Origin of the sequence: Streptomyces sp. Mut1 (assembly GCF_030719295.1) — a bacterium.
GTDB classification, from domain to species: domain Bacteria; phylum Actinomycetota; class Actinomycetes; order Streptomycetales; family Streptomycetaceae; genus Streptomyces; species Streptomyces castrisilvae.
In genome coordinates this window covers 3,737,882-3,755,065 of sequence record NZ_CP120997.1, presented here as the reverse complement: position 1 = coordinate 3,755,065, position 17,184 = coordinate 3,737,882, and the positions used below count along the sequence as shown (strand labels likewise).

General features: G+C 72.8%; 13 protein-coding genes. 8 read left to right on the top strand and 5 right to left on the bottom strand.

The window, feature by feature from the left end; all coding sequences use genetic code 11:
• Positions 1-6 precede the first annotated feature (6 nt).
• A complete protein-coding gene (gene paaN, locus P8A18_RS16175) occupies positions 7-1,707 on the bottom strand; it encodes a phenylacetic acid degradation protein PaaN (protein WP_306055381.1) in 1,701 nt (566 codons plus the stop codon).
• A gap of 123 nt (positions 1,708-1,830) precedes the next feature.
• Between paaN and P8A18_RS16170 the strand changes: the two genes are divergently transcribed.
• Positions 1,831-2,433: a TetR/AcrR family transcriptional regulator gene (locus tag P8A18_RS16170; protein WP_306055379.1), complete on the top strand. Its 603-nt coding sequence runs from the start codon at positions 1,831-1,833 to the stop codon at positions 2,431-2,433.
• 30 nt (positions 2,434-2,463) lie between these two features.
• On the opposite strand, the gene P8A18_RS16165 is transcribed toward P8A18_RS16170, so the two are convergent.
• Positions 2,464-2,970 carry an Lrp/AsnC family transcriptional regulator gene (locus tag P8A18_RS16165; RefSeq protein ID WP_371933777.1) on the bottom strand — a complete coding sequence of 169 codons (507 nt, stop codon included), beginning with the start codon at positions 2,968-2,970 and terminating at the stop codon, positions 2,464-2,466.
• Positions 2,971-3,186: 216 nt separating this feature from the next.
• On the opposite strand from P8A18_RS16165, the gene pdhA reads away from it, so the two are divergent.
• The 7 genes from pdhA to P8A18_RS16130 all read left to right on the top strand — a co-directional run bounded on the left by pdhA (position 3,187) and on the right by P8A18_RS16130 (position 12,750).
• Positions 3,187-4,350, top strand: a complete 1,164-nt coding sequence (gene pdhA / locus P8A18_RS16160) for a pyruvate dehydrogenase (acetyl-transferring) E1 component subunit alpha (protein WP_306055375.1) — start codon at positions 3,187-3,189, stop codon at positions 4,348-4,350.
• Positions 4,347-5,378: an alpha-ketoacid dehydrogenase subunit beta gene (locus P8A18_RS16155; protein ID WP_306055373.1), complete on the top strand. Its 1,032-nt coding sequence runs from the start codon at positions 4,347-4,349 to the stop codon at positions 5,376-5,378. Before pdhA ends, P8A18_RS16155 begins: the two co-directional genes overlap by 4 nt.
• Positions 5,378-6,748 carry a dihydrolipoamide acetyltransferase family protein gene (locus tag P8A18_RS16150; RefSeq protein ID WP_306055371.1) on the top strand — a complete coding sequence of 457 codons (1,371 nt, stop codon included), beginning with the start codon at positions 5,378-5,380 and terminating at the stop codon, positions 6,746-6,748. The genes P8A18_RS16155 and P8A18_RS16150 overlap by 1 nt, the downstream gene beginning before the upstream one ends.
• A gap of 99 nt (positions 6,749-6,847) precedes the next feature.
• Positions 6,848-7,702, top strand: coding sequence for a DUF6457 domain-containing protein (locus P8A18_RS16145; protein ID WP_306055369.1), 855 nt, complete (start codon positions 6,848-6,850; stop codon positions 7,700-7,702).
• 1,088 nt (positions 7,703-8,790) lie between these two features.
• Complete coding sequence (locus P8A18_RS16140) at positions 8,791-10,407, top strand: molybdopterin molybdotransferase MoeA (protein ID WP_306060942.1); 1,617 nt, start codon at positions 8,791-8,793, stop codon at positions 10,405-10,407.
• A 20-nt stretch (positions 10,408-10,427) separates the two neighbouring features.
• Complete coding sequence (locus tag P8A18_RS16135) at positions 10,428-11,501, top strand: potassium channel family protein (RefSeq protein ID WP_306060940.1); 1,074 nt, start codon at positions 10,428-10,430, stop codon at positions 11,499-11,501.
• A gap of 259 nt (positions 11,502-11,760) precedes the next feature.
• Positions 11,761-12,750 (top strand): NAD(P)H-quinone oxidoreductase, encoded by a 990-nt coding sequence (locus P8A18_RS16130; protein ID WP_018553828.1) that lies wholly within the window; start codon positions 11,761-11,763, stop codon positions 12,748-12,750.
• Between the two features lie 71 nt (positions 12,751-12,821).
• On the opposite strand, the gene P8A18_RS16125 is transcribed toward P8A18_RS16130, so the two are convergent.
• From P8A18_RS16125 to P8A18_RS16115, 3 genes are all read right to left on the bottom strand, one after another.
• Entirely contained in the window at positions 12,822-13,370 is a 549-nt protein-coding gene (locus P8A18_RS16125; protein WP_026250024.1) for a bacterial proteasome activator family protein, read from the bottom strand.
• Between the two features lie 96 nt (positions 13,371-13,466).
• A complete protein-coding gene (locus tag P8A18_RS16120) occupies positions 13,467-16,328 on the bottom strand; it encodes an FtsX-like permease family protein (protein ID WP_306055365.1) in 2,862 nt (953 codons plus the stop codon).
• On the bottom strand, positions 16,325-17,092 hold the full coding sequence (locus P8A18_RS16115) for an ABC transporter ATP-binding protein (protein WP_306055363.1): 768 nt from the start codon (positions 17,090-17,092) through the stop codon (positions 16,325-16,327). The genes P8A18_RS16120 and P8A18_RS16115 overlap by 4 nt, the downstream gene beginning before the upstream one ends.
• Positions 17,093-17,184 lie beyond the last annotated feature (92 nt).

The window sequence follows — 17,184 nt, the reverse complement described above, 5'->3', positions numbered from 1 at the left end:
GTGGGGTCAGCGTTGGCGGCGGACTTCCAGGGTGCGGAAGCGGTTGGAGACGAAGGCGCCGTCGCAGAGGGCCGCGTTTGCCGCCGGGTTGCCGCCCGAGCCGTGGAAGTCGGAGAAGGCCGCTGTCTGGTTGACGTAGACCCCGCCGGTGAGGTTCAAGGAGAGCTGGGCGGACTCGTCCAGGCAGACGCCCTCCACCGCGCGCTCCACCTCCTCGGACGTGGTGTACGCGCCGACCGTCATCGCCCCCTTCTCGCGGATCGTGCGGCGCAGGAGCTCCACGGCGTCCGCCGTCGAGTCGACGGCCACGGCGAAGGAGACCGGGCCGAAGCACTCCGCGAGGTAGGGGGGCTCGCCGTCCGTCTTGGCGGCGTCGAGCTTCACGATCACGGGGGTGCGGACGGTGGCGTCCGGGAATTCGGGGTTGGTCACCTCGCGCGAGGGCAGCGCGACCTCGCCCAGGTGGGCCGCGGCGTCGAGGCGGGCCTTCACGTCCGGGTTGACCAGGGCGCCGAGCAGGCCGTTCGCTCGGGCGTCGTCGCCCAGGAGGCCGGTGACCGCGGCCGCGATGTCACCGACGACGTCGTCGTACGTCTTGTCGCCGGCGTCCGTCGTGATGCCGGACCGGGGGATGAGCAGGTTCTGCGGGGTGGTGCACATCTGACCGCTGTACAGGGAGAACGAGAACGCCAGGTTGGCGAGCATGCCGCGGTAGTCGTCGGTGGAGTCCACGACGATCGTGTTGACGCCGGCCTTCTCCGTGTAGACCTGGGCCTGGCGGGCGTTGGCCTCCAGCCAGTCACCGAATTCCGTGGACCCCGTGTAGTCGATGATCTTGATCTCGGGGCGGACCGCCAGCGTCTTGGCGATGCCCTCGCCCGGGTGCTCGGCGGCCAGGGTGACGAGGTTGGGGTCGAAGCCCGCCTCGGTGAGCACCTCGCGCGCCAGCTGAACCGTGAGGGCCAGCGGGAGGATCGCGCGGGGGTGGGGCTTCACCAGGACCGGATTGCCCGTGGCGAGGGAGGCGAAGAGGCCCGGGTAGCTGTTCCAGGTGGGGAAGGTGTTGCAGCCGATCAGCAGCGAGATGCCGCGGCCCGCGGGGGTGAACGTCTTGTGCAGCGCGAGCGGGTCGCGCTTGCCCTGCGGCTTGGACCAGTCGGCGGTGCGGGGGACGCGGAGCTGCTCCTCGTACGCATACGCGACGGCTTCCAGGCCCCGGTCCTGGGCGTGCGGGCCACCAGCCTGGAACGCCATCATGAAGGCCTGGCCGCTGGTGTGCATCACGGCGTGGGCGAACTCGTGGGTGCGGGCGCTGATCCGCGCCAGGATCTCCAGACAGACCAGGGCCCTGGTCTCGGGGCCGGCCTCGCGCCAGGCGGGCATGGCCGCGCGCATCGCCGGGAGCAGGACGTCCAGGTCCGCGTGCGGATACTCCACCGCGAGCTCGGGGCCGTACGGAGAGACCTCCCCGCCCGTCCAACCGTCGGTGCCCGGCTGGGCCAGGTCGATGCGGGTGTGCAGCACGGCGTCGAAAGCGGCCTTGCCCTCGGCTGCGCCGAGGCTGCCCGGGGCGCCGCCCTCCCCGTACGCCTTCGGGTGCTCGGGATGCGGGGACCAGTAATCCCGTGAGCGGATCGCTTCGAGGGCCCGGTCCAGCGTGGGGCGGTGCTTCTCGGACAGCAGGTGCGGGGAGAGCTCGGCGGCCATGGCGGACCAACTCCTCATCGAGCTGGGCAGGGACGGGCGGACAGAGTTAGAGTAACCGAACGATCGGTCGGGACAAGGGGGCCCACGGAACCTGTGGACAACTCGTAGGGGAGGATCGCGGACATGACCACGGCCAAGCGGGACACGTACACGCCGGAAACTCTGCTGGCCGTCGCCGTCCGTGTCTTCAATGAGCGCGGTTACGACGGCACGTCCATGGAGCACCTGTCGAAGGCGGCGGGCATCTCCAAGTCGTCCATCTACCACCATGTCGCGGGCAAGGAAGAGCTGCTGCGGCGGGCCGTCAGCCGCGCCCTCGACGGGCTGTTCGCGATCCTCGACGAGTCGGGGGCGACGCGAGGCCGCGCGATCGAACGGGTCGAGTACGTCACCCGCCGCACGGTCGAGGTGCTGATAGCCGAACTGCCCTACGTCACGTTGCTGCTGCGGGTGCGGGGCAACACGAAGACCGAGCGCTGGGCCCTGGAGCGGCGGCGCGAGTTCGACCAGCGGGTCGCCGAACTGCTCAAGGCGGCCGTCGCGGACGGCGATCTCCGCTCCGACGTGGACATACGGCTCGCGACGCGGCTGCTGTTCGGCATGGTCAACTCCCTGGTGGAGTGGTACCGGCCGCTGCCCGACGGCGGCGCGGAGGGGGAACGGCTCGCGGACACCGTGGTGCAGCTGGCCTTCGACGGCATGAAGTCCGGTCAGTCCGGCCGCTGATCAGCTGCGCGTTCCCCCGTGCGTGGCCGCTCAGGCGAGTTCTGCGGGGCGGTCCGGGCCCGGGGCCAGGTCCGTTTCCTCGAACACCAGCAGCGTGCGGGTGGACAGCACCTCCGGAATGGCCTGAATCCGGGTCAGTACCAGCTCGCGCAGCGTCCGGTTGTCCGGTGTGTGCACCAGGAGCAGGACGTCGAAATCGCCGCTGACGAGCGCGATGTGGGTGGCTCCCGGCAGTGCCTGGAGCTGTTCGCGGACGGTGCGCCAGGAGTTCTGGACGATCTTGAGCGTGATGTACGCGGAGGCGCCTTGCCCCGCCCGCTCGTGGTTCACACGCGCGCTGAACCCCTGGATCACGCCATCCTCGATGAGCCGGTTGATCCGCGCGTAGGCGTTGGCGCGCGATACGTGGACGCGGTCGGCCACCGACCGTATCGAGGCGCGGCCGTCCGTCTGGAGCAGCCGCAGGATGTCGCGGTCGATGGCGTCGAGCGGGCGCGCCGGGGGAAGGCGGCCGGGTTCCTCGCTCCCGTCGGCCATTTGTTCAGCTGCCATGTTCCCGTGCCTCCCGGTCCTGGACGACCTGTTCCCATCCCAGGCTGTGGAGAACCGTTTGTCCACAGGCTGGCGGTGCCTGTAGCCAAAATGCCCTCGCGACCGAACAATCGGTAGGTGAGACGCGCCACACTCGCGCCTTGCGCCCTTTTCGATATATCGCCATATTTCGATACAGCCCGATGCTCGGAGGTGCCTGTCATGACGGTCCAAGAGCTGCCCGGCGCGGCCGCCTACCGGCCCACGCCGCCCCCGGCCTGGAAGCCGCTCACCGATCCCGCGCCGCTGCTCCCGGACCCCGAGCCGTACCGGGTGCTGGGTACGGACGCCGTGGCCGAAGCCGACCCCGAGCTGCTGCGGCGTCTCTACGCCGAGCTGGTGCGCGGCCGGCGGTACAACACCCAGGCGACGGCCCTCACCAAGCAGGGCAGGCTGGCGGTCTATCCGTCGAGCACGGGCCAGGAGGCGTGCGAGATCGCGGCGGCCCTGGTGCTGGAGGAGCGGGACTGGCTCTTCCCCAGCTACCGCGACACGCTCGCGGCCGTGGCGCGGGGGCTGGATCCGGTCGAGGCGCTGACGCTGCTGCGGGGCGACCGGCACACCGGCTACGACCCGCGCGAGCACCGCATCGCCCCGCTCTGCACCCCGCTCGCCACCCAGTTGCCGCACGCGGTGGGTCTGGCCCACGCGGCGCGGCTCAAGGGTGACGACGTGGTCGCGCTCGCCATGGTCGGTGACGGCGGCACCAGCGAGGGCGATTTCCACGAGGCGCTGAATTTCGCGGCCGTCTGGCGGGCCCCGGTCGTCTTCCTCGTACAGAACAACGGCTTCGCCATCTCCGTACCCCTGGCCAAGCAGACCGCGGCCCCGTCTTTGGCGCACAAGGCCGTGGGGTACGGAATGCCCGGACGGCTCGTCGACGGGAACGACGCGGCCGCCATGCACCAGGTGCTCTCCGAGGCGGTCGAGCGGGCCAGGGCCGGTGGCGGACCGACGCTGGTCGAGGCCGTGACGTACCGCATGGACGCCCATACGAACGCCGACGACGCGACCCGCTACCGCGGTGACAGCGAGGTCGAGACCTGGCGGGCCCACGATCCGGTGCGGCTGTTGGAGCGTGAGCTGACCGGGCGCGGGCTGCTCGACGACGACGGCATCGAGGAGGAGCGGGTGGCCGCTGAGCGGATGGCCGCGGGGCTGCGCGAGCGGATGAACGCGGATCCTGTGCTCGACCCGATGGACCTCTTCACCCATGTGTACGCGGAGCAGACGGCTCAGTTGCGCGAGCAGGCCGACCGCCTGCGCGGTGAGCTGGACGCGGAGCACGACCAGCACGGTACGGACGACGGGGGAGCGGCCCGATGACCACGGCAGCGGCGACGGCCGGGGAGCGGACGGCGAAGGCCAAGCCCGCCACGATGGCGCAGGCCCTGGGACGCGCGCTGCGCGACTCGATGGCCGATGACCCCTCGGTGCACGTCCTGGGTGAGGACGTCGGGACGCTCGGCGGGGTCTTCCGGATCACCGACGGTCTGGCGAAGGAGTTCGGCGACGAGCGCTGCACGGACACTCCGCTGGCCGAGGCGGGCATCCTCGGGGCGGCGGTCGGCATGGCGATGTACGGGCTGCGGCCCGTGGTCGAGATGCAGTTCGACGCGTTCGCCTATCCGGCGTTCGAGCAGCTCATCAGCCATGTCGCCAAGATGCGGAACCGGACCGGGGGCGCGATGCCGCTGCCGATCACCGTCCGGGTGCCCTACGGCGGCGGCATCGGGGGCGTCGAGCACCACAGCGATTCCTCGGAGGCGTACTACATGGCGACCCCCGGTCTCCATGTCGTGACGCCGGCCACGGTCGGGGACGCGTACGGGCTGCTGCGGGCCTCGATCGCCTCGGACGACCCGGTGGTCTTCCTGGAGCCGAAGCGTCTGTACTGGTCGAAGGCCGACTGGTCGCCGCAGGAGCCCGCCGCCGTGGAGCCCATCGGCCGGGCCGTCGTGCGCCGCCCCGGCCGCAGCGCCACGCTGATCACGTACGGGCCGTCCCTGCCGGTCTGCATGGAGGCGGCCGAGGGCGCCGTCGAGGAAGGCTGGGACCTCGAAGTCGTGGATCTGCGGTCGCTGGTGCCGTTCGACGACGAGACCGTCGCGGCTTCGGTGCGCCGTACGGGGCGCGCGGTCGTCGTCCACGAGTCCACCGGCTTCGGGGGCCCCGGCGGCGAGATCGCGGCCCGGATCACCGAACGGTGTTTCCACCACCTGGAGGCGCCGGTGCTGCGCGTCGCCGGATTCGACATCCCGTATCCGCCGCCGATGCAGGAGCGCCACCACCTCCCCGGTGTGGACCGGGTTCTCGACGCCGTCGCACGGCTCCAGTGGGAGGCGAGCAACTGATGGCTCAGGTCCTTGAGTTCAAATTGCCGGACCTCGGTGAGGGGCTGACCGAGGCCGAGATCGTGCGCTGGCTGGTGGAGGTCGGGGACGTCGTCGACATCGACCAGCCGGTGGTCGAGGTCGAGACGGCCAAGGCGATGGTGGAGGTGCCGTGCCCGTACGGGGGCGTGGTGACCGCCCGGTTCGGCGACGAGGGCACGGAGCTTCCGGTCGGGGCGCCGCTGCTCACCGTGGCGGTCGGGTCGTCCGCGGAGGCTTCCGGCAAGAGCGATTCCGGGGCCGGGACGGCTGAGGCGGAGCCCGCTGCGGCGGATTCCGGATCCGGGAATGTGCTGGTGGGATACGGGACCGGGGCGCCGCCCGTACGTCGTCGGCGGGTGCGGCCGGATGGGCTGAAGGCAACCGGGGCGGCGCCTGCCGCGCGGGTGGTCGCGGTCCCCGCCTCCCCTGTCTCCCCCGCCGCCTCGGCCGCTGCCTCCGGACGGGGGACGGGGCCGGTCGCGGTCGTGTCGCCGCTGGTGCGCAGGCTCGCGCGCCAGCACGACCTGGATCTGCGCCGGCTTGCCGGCTCGGGCCCAGACGGACTGATCCTGCGGGCCGACGTCGAGTCCGCCATCCGGTCCGCCGCCGAGGCACCGGCCGCGGCACCCGCGGTGCCGGACGAGGCGCCCGTACGTGCCGCCGGCGAGCGGATTCCACTGCGCGGGGTGCGTGGCGCGGTCGCCGACAAGCTGAGCCGCAGCCGGCGGGAGATCCCCGACGCCACATGCTGGGTCGATGCCGACGCGACCGAGCTGATGGCCGCACGGGCCGCGATGAACAGCGCCGACGGGCCCAAGGTGTCGGTGCTCGCGCTGCTCGCCCGGATCTGCACGGCGGCTTTGGCCCGGTACCCCGAGCTCAACTCCACGGTGGACCAGGAGGCGCGCGAGATCGTCCGGCTGCCGCAGGTGCACCTCGGGTTCGCGGCCCAGACCGAGCGGGGCCTGGTCGTCCCGGTCGTCCGCGACGCCCACGCGCGCAGCACGGAATCGATCGGTGCGGAGATCGCCCGGCTGACCGAAGCGGCCAGGACGGGGACGCTGAAGCCGGCGGAGCTGACCGGTGGCACGTTCACGCTGAACAACTACGGGGTGTTCGGGGTCGACGGATCGACGCCGATCATCAACCACCCGGAGGCGGCGATGCTGGGCGTCGGCCGCATCGTCCCCAAGCCGTGGGTGTACGAGGGGCAGCTCGCGGTGCGTCAGGTCGTGCAGCTGTCACTGACCTTCGACCACCGGGTCTGCGACGGCGGCACCGCCGGGGGCTTCCTGCGTCATGTGGCCGACTGCGTGGAACAGCCCGCGTTGCTCCTGCGCAGTCTGTAGACGCGGGGCCGACGGGGCCGACGGGAGTGGTGGTGCGGTGAGGCCGCGGTCCCGGCACCTGCCGGGGCCCCGGTGCGGCAGGGCCCGCATACTCGGGGCATGACCGCCTACGACGCCATCGTTCTCGCCGGAGGAGCCGCCAAGCGGCTGGGCGGCGCCGACAAACCGGGGTTGCGGGTCGGTGGCCGGGCGCTGCTCGACCGTGTGCTCGCCGCCTGTGCCGACGCCGGGTCCACCGTGGTGGTGGGGGGCCGGCGGCCCACGGTGCGCGCGGTGACCTGGGCGCGCGAAGAACCGCACGGCGGAGGGCCGTTGGCGGCGCTCGGTGCCGGGGCGCGGCATACGTCGGCACAGCACGTTGTCGTGCTCTCCGCCGATCTGCCGTTCCTGGGCGCCGATACGGTCCGTGCGCTGCTGGCGGCGGCCTCCGCTCCGGGGATCGGTGTGGACGGCGCCCTCTGCACCGACGAGGACGGGCGCGACCAGCCGCTGGTCGCCGTCTACCGGGCGGAGCCGTTGCGCCGCGAACTGGCGCTGCTCGCCGCCGAGCACGGTGGTCTGGCGGGGCTGCCGCTGCGCCTGCTCACGCATGAGCTGACGCTCTGCCGGGTGCCCGCGGGGCCGCTCGCCTCGTTCGACTGCGACACCTGGGAGGACATCGCTTCGGCACGGGCCCGGATCAGAGAACATGGGACCGTGCTGGATGAATGGATCACCGCAGTCAAGGATGAACTCGGCATCGACCTCGACGTCGACACCGGCCTTCTGCTCGACCTCGCCCGTGACGCCGCGCATGGCGTCGCCCGGCCTGCCGCGCCCCTGACGACCTTCCTCGTCGGCTACGCGGCAGGGAAGGCGAGCGGCGACGGCGGCGGGCCCGAGGCGGTGGCGGAGGCCGCGCGCAAGGCGGCGGCGCTGGCACTTCGGTGGGCGGACGAGACCGGGTCGCCGTGACGGGCCGCAGCGGCGGTTCGGGGGGCGCGGGGGGCGCCGGAGGCGCCGGTGCTTCCGGGGGGCCGGGTCCGGTGGGGAGCCCCGCAGCCGCGGGCCCCGGTGCTTCCGGTGCTTCCGGTGCTTCCGGTGCTTCCGGTGCTTCCGGTGCTTCCGGGGCCTCCGGGGCCGCTGGGGCCGCTGGGGGTGAACCCGTCTCCGGTGGGCGTGCCGCCGCTGCTGGGCGCCGTACCGCCGGCGACGAGCGGCGTGCCGCTGCGGAGAGGCGTGCCGCGGCCGAGGCCGAGGCGAGGGCCGACGAGGAGTGGGCCGTCGCCCAGGCCCTGGCCCTCGTGGGCCGGCAGACGCCGCCTCGGGAAACCGAGCCCGTCGAGCGGCCGGAGCGGGCCGTTGGGCAGCGGGAATGGCCTGTCGGCCGGCCGGATCGGGGCGTGGGGGAGCCGGGTCTGCCTGTTGGGCGGACGGGTGGTCCGGGTGCTGGGGAGTCGGATCGGCTCGTTGGACGGCCGGGTGGGCGGGGTGTCGGGGAGCCGGGCCTGCCTGTTGGGCGGACGGGTGACGGGGGCTTGGAGGAGCCGGACGATTGGCTCTCCGGGTTGCAAAGTGACTGGCCGAGCGGACCGCCCGCCGGGCAGCCGAGCGGACCGCCCGCCGGGCAGCTGAACGATTCGGCCTCCGTGCTGTCGGACGGCCGGTCCGCTCTCGGTGAGGCAGGTGGTCGGGCGGACGGGCAGTCCAGCGACCGGCCCGACACCGACGCATGGGACGGGTCTGCCGGAGAGCCTGGGGGCTTGCCTGGCGTGGGGGCGGCTGACGCGGCGAGGGAGCGGCCGGAGCGGCCGAGCGATCTGCCCATTGGGTTGTCCAGCGGTCGAGCCGTTGACCGAGCCGTTGACCGAGCCGTTGACCAGTCCATTGACCGAGCCGTTGGCCGGTCGTCCGTCGGCCGGTCGTCCGTCGGTCGGGGCGTCGCGCAGTCGTGGGACGGGGCTGCCGGGGAGCCTGGGGGCTCGTCTGATGTGGGCGTCGCCAACGAGGCGAGTGGCCTGCCCGTTGACCGGTCCGCCGCGCAGGCTGGGGGCTTGCCCGGCATGAGTGGCGCCGCCTTGGCGGGTGACCGGTCGAGTGACCTGTCCGGCGGGCTGCCCGGCGATCGGTCCGCCGGCCGCCCTGCCGATCGGCCCGCCGCACAGCCCGGGGCCTCGTCCGGCGTCGGCGGCGTTGCCAGGCCGAGCGAGCCGTCGGGTGCTCGTCCGGGTGACCCGTCCGCCGGGCAGTCCGGCAGCCGGGACGCTGGGACGTCCGCAGGGTCGTCCGCCGGGCGGGTGAGTCACCGGCCCGTCGCCGCTCCCGCTCCCCATAGCAACCAGCGCCCCGACCCCGCCCCCGATCACCGTTCCGCCCCCCGAGACCCCGACCCGGCGGGGGCCGGGTCGCGTGCTGGTTCGCAGAGTGCCCCATCAGGCAGGGGGCTCTCCTGGGGGGAGGCGCGGGTTGTCGCCGGGCGGGTGGGGAGGGTGGGGCGGGGGCGCACCGAGTGGGTGGGGCTTGATCGCGCCCTCGGGTACGTGCTGGCCGAGCCGCTCGTGGCGCTCACCGATCTGCCGTCGTTCGACACCTCGGCCATGGACGGCTGGGCCGTCGCCGGGCCGGGGCCGTGGAGCATCCGGGCGGACGACGGCATCCTCGCCGGGCACACCGCCCGCGACCCGCTGCCCGACGGGGACGCCGTGCGCATCGCCACGGGTGCCCGTATCCCGGCGGAGGCGACCGCCGTCGTCCGCAGCGAGCACGCCCACGCCGACGAGGCCAAGGGGCTGCTGTACGCGCAGCGCCCCGTGAGCCAGGGGCAGGACATCCGGCCGCGCGGTCAGGAGTGCCGGTCGGGCGAGCATCTGCTCCCCGTCGCGACGGTGGTGACCCCCGCCGTCCTCGGGCTGGCCGCGGCCGCCGGGTACGACGAGCTGCCCGTCCGCCCCCGGCCGCGCGTCGACGTTCTGGTCCTCGGCGATGAGCTGCTGACCGAGGGGCTTCCCCACGACGGGCTGATCCGCGACGCGCTCGGACCCATGATCGGCCCCTGGGTGCGCGCGCTGGGGGCCCAGGTCTCCGCACCGCGCCGCCTCGGCGACGACGCGGAGGCCCTGCGGCAGGCGCTCACCGACTCCGGGGCGGACCTGATCATCACGACGGGCGGCACCGCTGCCGGCCCCGTCGACCACGTCCACCGCGTCCTCGCCCGGATCGGCGCCGAACTGCTGGTCGACGGGGTCGCCGTGCGCCCCGGCCACCCCATGCTGCTGGCCAGGCTCTCCCCCGGCGGGCCCTGTCTCGTCGGGCTGCCCGGCAACCCCCTGGCCGCCGTCTCCGGGCTGCTCACCCTGGCCGGGCCGCTTCTTGCCGGACTGGCCGGGCGTACCCCCGACGAGCCCTACCGGGTGGCCGTACGAGACGATGTGCACGGGCATCCACACGACACCCGGCTGGTGCCCGTGGTCCATCGGGCGGCCGGAGAACCCGGAACCGCAGGCGGGCAGGAGCACGTCGTACCACTGCATTACAACGGTCCCGCCATGCTGCGCGGGATTGCCGCCGCGGACGGGTTGGCCGTCGTGGAGCCGGGCGGGGTACGGTCCGGCACCGAGGTGGAGATCCTCGACCTACCGTGGGCCTCGGCGGTGCCGTGGACTGAAGGGTGTTTCACGTGAAACTTCCCGGCCATGACGCGATGGCCAGGCGGGCCGACGAACAGGTCGTCCCCACTCGGGTGATGCTTCCGCGCCGGGTCGTGGACGGACCGGCGCGCCAGGTGGCCAAGCGGCTGATGATGGCTCTGGTCGTGCTGGCCGTCACCGTGTTCATCGTCTGGGTCGACCGCAGCGGCTACCACGACGCGGCCGACGGCAAGGTCGATCTGCTGGACGCGGTGTACTACGCGACCGTCACCCTCTCCACCACCGGGTACGGCGACATCACTCCGTACAGCGACGGCGCACGGCTCACCAATGTGGTGCTCGTGACACCGCTGCGCGTGCTCTTCCTCATCATCCTGGTCGGCACCACTCTTGAGGTCCTCACGGAGCGGACCCGGGAGGACTTCCGGCTGAAGCGTTGGAGAACCAACTTGCGTGACCACACTGTCGTTGTCGGCTTCGGCACGAAGGGTCGCTCGGCCATCCAGACCCTGTGCGCCACCGGGCTGAGCAAGGAACAGATCGTCGTAGTCGACCCGGCGTCCAAGGTGATCGAGATCGCCAACGCCGAGGGGTTCACCGGCGTTCTCGGGGACGCGACGCGCAGCGATGTGCTGCGCCGTGCCGAGCTCCAGAAGGCGCGTCAGATCATCATCGCCACCCAGCGCGACGACACCGCCGTCCTGGTCGCGCTGACCGCCCGCCAGCTCAACCGCGGAGCGAAGATCGTGGCCGCGGTGCGCGAGGAGGAGAACGCGCCGCTGCTGCGGCAGTCCGGTGCGGACGCCGTCATCACCAGTGCCAGTGCGGCGGGCCGGCTACTCGGGCTCTCGGTGCTCAGCCCCAGTGCGGGCACGGTGATGGAGGACCTCATCCAGCAGGGCAGCGGGCTCGACCTCGTGGAACGCCCGGTCATAAAGGCCGAGGTGGGCAAGAACGTGCGGGAGACCGACGACCTCGTGGTCAACGTCCTGCGCGGGCACCGGCTGCTCGGTTACGACGATCCGGCGGCCAGCCCCTTGCAGCTGACGGACCGGCTGATCACCATCGTCCGTGCGTCGAACGAGCCGCCGCCCAACCCGCTGCACCAGCCCCTCCCGCGCCCCTGAGCCCCCCGGGGGCCGGGCCGCCGCTGAGCCCGAGCCCCGGCTCGACCCTGGCCCCGCCCGGCCCCGCGGGCGTCTCACCCATTCCCCGCACCCCGGCTCGCCCCTGACCCCGGGCAACGCCCCAGGCCCGCCGCACCTCACCCGGTCCCCGCCGCGCCGCGCTCAGCCCCCGCGCCCCCCGCTCCCGCGCCGCGCCACCACCCCGCGCCGCGCCCCGTGCGTCGGCGTGGGCGGGGTGTCACGGAGTAGCCTCGCGGCCATGCATGCGATCACGATCCCCGAACCCGGTGGCCCCGAGGCGCTCGTGTGGGCCGAGGTGCCCGATCCCGTTCCCGGCGACGGCGAGGTCCTCGTCGATGTCGTGTCCAGCGCGGTCAACCGGGCCGACGTGCTCCAGCGGCAGGGCTTCTACAACCCGCCGCCCGGCGCCTCCCCCTACCCGGGCCTGGAGTGCGCCGGCCGGGTGTCGGCCCTCGGGCCGGGCGTCACCGGCTGGGCCGTCGGCGACGAGGTGTGCGCGCTCCTGGCGGGCGGCGGTTACGCGGAGAAGGTCGCCGTTCCGGCGGGGCAGCTGCTCCCCGTACCCGAAGGGCTGGACCTCGCATCGGCGGCGGCGCTGCCCGAGGTGACGGCGACGGTCTGGTCCAACGTGTTCATGGTGGCCCATCTGCGGCCTGCCGAGACCCTGTTGGTGCACGGCGGCTCCAGCGGCATCGGCACGATGGCGATCCAGCTCGCCAAGGCGGTCGGCGCACGGGTCGCGGTGACGGCCGGCGGGCCCGAGAAGCTGGCACGCTGCGCGGAGCTGGGCGCGGACATCCTGATCGACTACCGCGAACAGGACTTCGTCGAGGAGATCCGCAAGGCCACGGACGGGGCCGGCGCGGACGTCATCCTCGACATCATCGGCGCGAAGTACCTCGACCGGAACGTGCAGGCGCTCGCCGTCAACGGCCGGCTGGCGATCATCGGGCTCCAGGGCGGCGCCAAGGGCGAGCTGAACCTCGGCGCGCTGCTGACCAAGCGGGCGGCCGTCACCGCGACCTCGCTGCGCGGGCGCCCGCTCGCCGAGAAGGCGGCGATCGTCGCGGCGGTGCGCGAGCACGTCTGGCCGCTCATCGCCGAGGGCGTCGTGAAGCCGGTGATCGACCGCACGGTGCCGATGCGGGACGCGGCGGAAGGGCACCGGGTCATGGAGTCCAGCGCGCACATCGGCAAGGTCCTGCTCAAGCCGCCCACCGCCGCCTGATCCGAGAAGGCCAGAGGCCCGGCACACGGTGTGTGCCGGGCCTCTCGCATGGTCGATCGGACAGTGCGCGGCTACAGGTACGGCCCCGAGCGGAGCGGGCCGTGGGGGTCGGCGCCGCCGTCCTCCTCCTCGTGCCCGCTGCCCGGCGGCAGGGCACGGCGCATCTGCTCCAGCTGGGCGCGGGCCGCCATCTGCTGGGCGAACAAGGCGGTCTGGATGCCGTGGAACAGGCCCTCCAGCCAGCCCACCAGCTGGGCCTGGGCGATCCGCAGCTCCGCCTCGGAGGGGACCGAGTCCTCGGTGAACGGAAGCGAAAGCCGCTCCAGTTCCTCCACCAGCTCCGGCGCGAGGCCGTCCTCCAGCTCCTTGACCGAACCGGCGTGGATCTCCTTGAGACGGACTCGGCTCGCCTCGTCGAGAGGAGCCGCCCTGACCTCCTCCAGGAGCTGCTTGATCATGCTGCCGATGCGCATGACCTTCGCGGGCTGTTCGACCATCTCCGTCACCGGGACCTCCCGCGACTCGTCGTCAGTGCCACCGCCGCCGATCGCCATTCCGTCCTGGCCCACCACGAGGACCTGGGGGTGCTCCTGCGACCGTTCATTCCTCGGCATCTCCATGTCGCCCATTGTCGCGCACACACGGCGTTCACCACTGTGGTGCCCCCGGGAACGGAAGATCCACCCTTCCCAGGGGCACCGGAACAGTCCAGCGGTTCAGCCGGCCCGCCGTGCCAGGGTCAGCCGCGAGCGGGTGAGCGCCGCCGCGAGTACGCCCGCGAGCAGCGGGACCGCCACGGCCAGCAGGCCGATGGTCGCCCAGGGCAGCACGATCGGCGTGTACGCGGACTCCATGGGCTGGAGCCGCATCTGCTCCATCGCCTGGCGCAGGTCGACCAGGCGCAGCGCCACCGCGGGCACCAGACCCGCGGCCGTCCCGAGCAGCACCCCGGTGAGCGCCACCACCAGGCACTGGAAGCCGGAGAGGGCCCGTCGCACCCGCGGGGGCGCGCCCACCGCGCTGAGCGTGGTCAGGTCGGCTTCGGCGTCGGCCTTGGCGAGACCCGTGGTGATCGCGGCCGCGCCCACCGTCACCACTCCGGCGAACAGGGTGAGGATCAGCAGGATGATGCTGTCCCGGTCTCGGGACTCCTGGTCGGACTGCACCCAGACCCCGCCGCCGGCCTGGTCGATGGCGGCCGAGACGCGCTGGTCCTCGGCGTCCGTGGGCGTGTGGCTGACGGCGTACACCGTGCCCGCCTGCTGGGTGTGCAGGCCGAGGCGCTCCGCGGTCCGCTGCGGGAGGATCATGCGGATGCCGGGCGTGGCGGCGTACTCGGCCTCTGCCACGTACACCTTCAGCCGGTCCGTGGACTTGCGGGCCGGGCCGGGGTGCAGCTTGCGGTTCTTCTTGTCCTTGTCGTGGTACGTGTGGACGGACTTGAGGGTGACCTCGCCGTTCTCCGCGTACGCCTCGTTGAGCAGGACGGGCGTGCCGGCCTTCAGGGCAGCGGCGGCGGCCGGGTCGTCGAGCTTCACGTACGTGGCGAGCAGGGACGCGTCGCCCACGACGATGTTGTTGGAGTCCGCGCTGAAGGACCCCGTGGAGATGTACTCGTCCATACAGGCGGGGGACCGCATCATCGAGCGGTGCTCCTCGGCGGACAGCCGGGCGGCGAGCTCCTTGGCGCCCTTGGTGTTGAGCGGGCAGGTGTGGCCCTTGCCGGAGGGCTTGACCAGCTCGATGGTGCCGCAGCCGCCCCCGTCGTCGTCGTAGTAGACGTTGCAGTCGCTGCCCGCCCAGACGCGGGAGATGTCGGCACGGCCGCCGGTCACCGCCATGTTCTGCTCGACGGCGGCACGGGCGACGGGCAGCTGCTCCGCGGACTCGTCGTCCCACGCCGAGAGGACGACCGTGCCCTCGGTCAGCATCGGAATGTGGTCGTAGTCGGACTCGGCCACGCTGCTGGACATGTAGGTGGCGATGGCCACCGAGCCTGCGACGGCCGCCATCACGGCGGCGACCGCCGGAGCGGTGCGGCCGCGGTTGCGGGCCGCGTCGCGCAGCGCCATCCGGGGCGAGAGCGGGAGCCTGCGGCCGAGCCGGCCCAGCAGCCCGACGATCACCGGAATGCAGGCCAGCAGGCCCAGCTCCGCGACGACCGAGCCGCCGGAGACCAGCGTGGAACTGCCGCTGGTGCCTCCGTAGACGGCGACGGCGACGCCGACAGCGAGCACGCAGGCGCCCGTGATCGGCAGCACGCGGGAGCTGCGGCGCACCCCGCGCCGGCCGGTGAGCGATTCCAGTACGGACTGCCGGCCGGCCACGATCGCCGGGGCGAGCGCCGCCAGCAGGCCGGTGACCAGGCCCAGCACGGCGATGATCAGCAGTTCGGTGGGCCGCATCGACAGGGAGCCGAAGCGGTGCCCGGCCCAGTTCTCGATCGTCGGCCGGAACGCCACCGTCAGCAGCAGCCCGGCCGCGACACCGGCGACCGCTCCGACACCACCGAGGACGAGACCGCCACCGAGGACGACGGCACGGACCTGACCCCGGTCGCCGCCGCACGTGCCGAGCAGGCCCAGCTGGCGCCGGGAGCGGCGCGCACCGACAGCGAACGCCGGTCCGGCCAGGAGCACGATCTCAAGGATCGCCATCGCGACGACGGTGATGAGGGCGGCGCTGGTCTCGGCGGACTCGGAGTAGCCGGAGCCGTACTGCGGGTTCGTCCGGAGGAGTGGGATCTCGGAGTCCTGCGGCGGATTCTCGAAGACCTGCCGGGAGACGACGACAGCGCCGGCCTTGTTGGCCGCCATCACGTCGTTCCAGACGATTCCGGCCTCCCCCGCACCTTCGACGAGCCACTGCGACGGGCCCGGATGGGGCGCCGGCACCTTCTTGTCGCGGTCGGACATGGCCTTCCAGGGGGCGATCACCGCGCCCGGGTCGGCGTACAGCTGCTTCGCCTTCAGGTCGGCGGGCAGTTCGATCGCACCGGTGATCGTGTACTTCTTGCCGGAGGCCGTCACCGTGATGTCGGAGCCGACGTGCAGGCCCGCCGACTTCAGGAACGGCTTCGTGGCCACCATCTCGCCCGTGCCGCGCGGGAACGCGCCCTCGACGAGCTCGATCCTGCCCCGGGCCATCCGGTCCGAGGTCTTGAGCTCCACGATCTCGGTGCCGGCCAGCCCGTACGCGGTCCTGACGCTCGCGGGCACGGACTGCTCGCTGATCGCCCGCGCGCCCTTGGGGAACACCGCCCGCATGTCGATCGGCGGTACTTCCTCGCCGATCATCTCGCTGTCGCCGGCGGCCTCGTTGCTGTACATGTCGCCGTCGGGCATCTGCTGGATCGGCCCCATGCCCGCGTCGCTGAACATCGCGTCGGCCGCGCCGATCCGGGCCGTCAGCTGCTCCGCCGCGCTCAGATCCGAACTGCGGTACGTGATGTCGGCGGCCGTCACCCCGAGGACCGGCAGCGCGATCATCGCGACCACCAGGGCGCTGCGGCCCTTGGCCCGCAGGGCGTCGCGGCGGGCTATCCGGAGGGCGGCACGCCACCCCGTGAAGACGCTCACTCGGCTCCTCCGGCGGCCAGCAGCGAGTCGGCCCCTGCGGTCAGTGTCTGGTCGACGATCGAACCGTCCCGGAGGAAGACGACCCGGTCGGCCCAGGCCGCGTAGCGCGGTTCGTGCGTGACCATCACCCCGGCCGCGCCCTGGTCGCAGCGGTTGCGCAGCAGGGCGAGGACGGCCTCGCCGGTCTCGGAGTCCAGGGCCCCGGTCGGCTCGTCGGCGAGCACCAGGCGCCGGTCCCCCACCAGCGCGCGGGCGATGGCGACGCGCTGCTGCTGGCCGCCGGACATCTCGTCGGGGAAGCGGTCCGCGATCTCCAGGAGGTTCATCTCCTCCAGGGCGGCCCGTGCCTCCTTACGGGCCTTGCGCACGGAGACCCCGTCGAGTTCGCGCGGCAGGGCGATGTTCTCGGCGGCGGTCAGGGCGGGGATCAGGTTGTAGTCCTGGAAGACGTAGCCGACGCTGCGGCGGCGCAGGGCGGCGATGCCCTTGCGGCCGAGCGTGGAGATGTCCTGGCCCTCGATGATCACCTGGCCGCCGCTCGCGGTGTCGAGCCCGCCGGCGAGGGTCAGCAGAGTCGACTTGCCCGAGCCGGACGGGCCCATCACGGCGACGAGTTCACCGGCGTGCACCGAGAGGCTGATGCCGCGCAGCGCGTGCACCTCGGCGATGCCGGTGCCGTGCGTGCGGATGAGGGAGCGGAGTTCGAGGACCGGTGTGTCCACCGTCAAAGGCGGTGCGGATGGCGACGGAACGTGCAGGGACATGCGGGTGGTTCCCCCCTTGGAACGGATCTGTGGGCGGTGCCGGACGCGTGCGGCACCGCGTGGAGCCTCGGTGTGGTGTGACGGGCCCGCGG

Bases quoted from the DNA above. Each gene is read 5' to 3' on its own strand.
- paaN (WP_306055381.1), bottom strand. From the start codon at position 1,707: ATGGCCGCCGAGCTCTCCCCGCACCTGCTGTCCGAGAAGCACCGCCCC.
- P8A18_RS16170 (WP_306055379.1), top strand. From the start codon at position 1,831: ATGACCACGGCCAAGCGGGACACGTACACGCCGGAAACTCTGCTGGCC.
- P8A18_RS16165 (WP_371933777.1), bottom strand. From the start codon at position 2,970: ATGGCCGACGGGAGCGAGGAACCCGGCCGCCTTCCCCCGGCGCGCCCG.
- pdhA (WP_306055375.1), top strand. From the start codon at position 3,187: ATGACGGTCCAAGAGCTGCCCGGCGCGGCCGCCTACCGGCCCACGCCG.
- P8A18_RS16155 (WP_306055373.1), top strand. From the start codon at position 4,347: ATGACCACGGCAGCGGCGACGGCCGGGGAGCGGACGGCGAAGGCCAAG.
- P8A18_RS16150 (WP_306055371.1), top strand. From the start codon at position 5,378: ATGGCTCAGGTCCTTGAGTTCAAATTGCCGGACCTCGGTGAGGGGCTG.
- P8A18_RS16145 (WP_306055369.1), top strand. From the start codon at position 6,848: ATGACCGCCTACGACGCCATCGTTCTCGCCGGAGGAGCCGCCAAGCGG.
- P8A18_RS16140 (WP_306060942.1), top strand. From the start codon at position 8,791: ATGAGTGGCGCCGCCTTGGCGGGTGACCGGTCGAGTGACCTGTCCGGC.
- P8A18_RS16135 (WP_306060940.1), top strand. From the start codon at position 10,428: ATGGCCAGGCGGGCCGACGAACAGGTCGTCCCCACTCGGGTGATGCTT.
- P8A18_RS16130 (WP_018553828.1), top strand. From the start codon at position 11,761: ATGCATGCGATCACGATCCCCGAACCCGGTGGCCCCGAGGCGCTCGTG.
- P8A18_RS16125 (WP_026250024.1), bottom strand. From the start codon at position 13,370: ATGGAGATGCCGAGGAATGAACGGTCGCAGGAGCACCCCCAGGTCCTC.
- P8A18_RS16115 (WP_306055363.1), bottom strand. From the start codon at position 17,092: ATGTCCCTGCACGTTCCGTCGCCATCCGCACCGCCTTTGACGGTGGAC.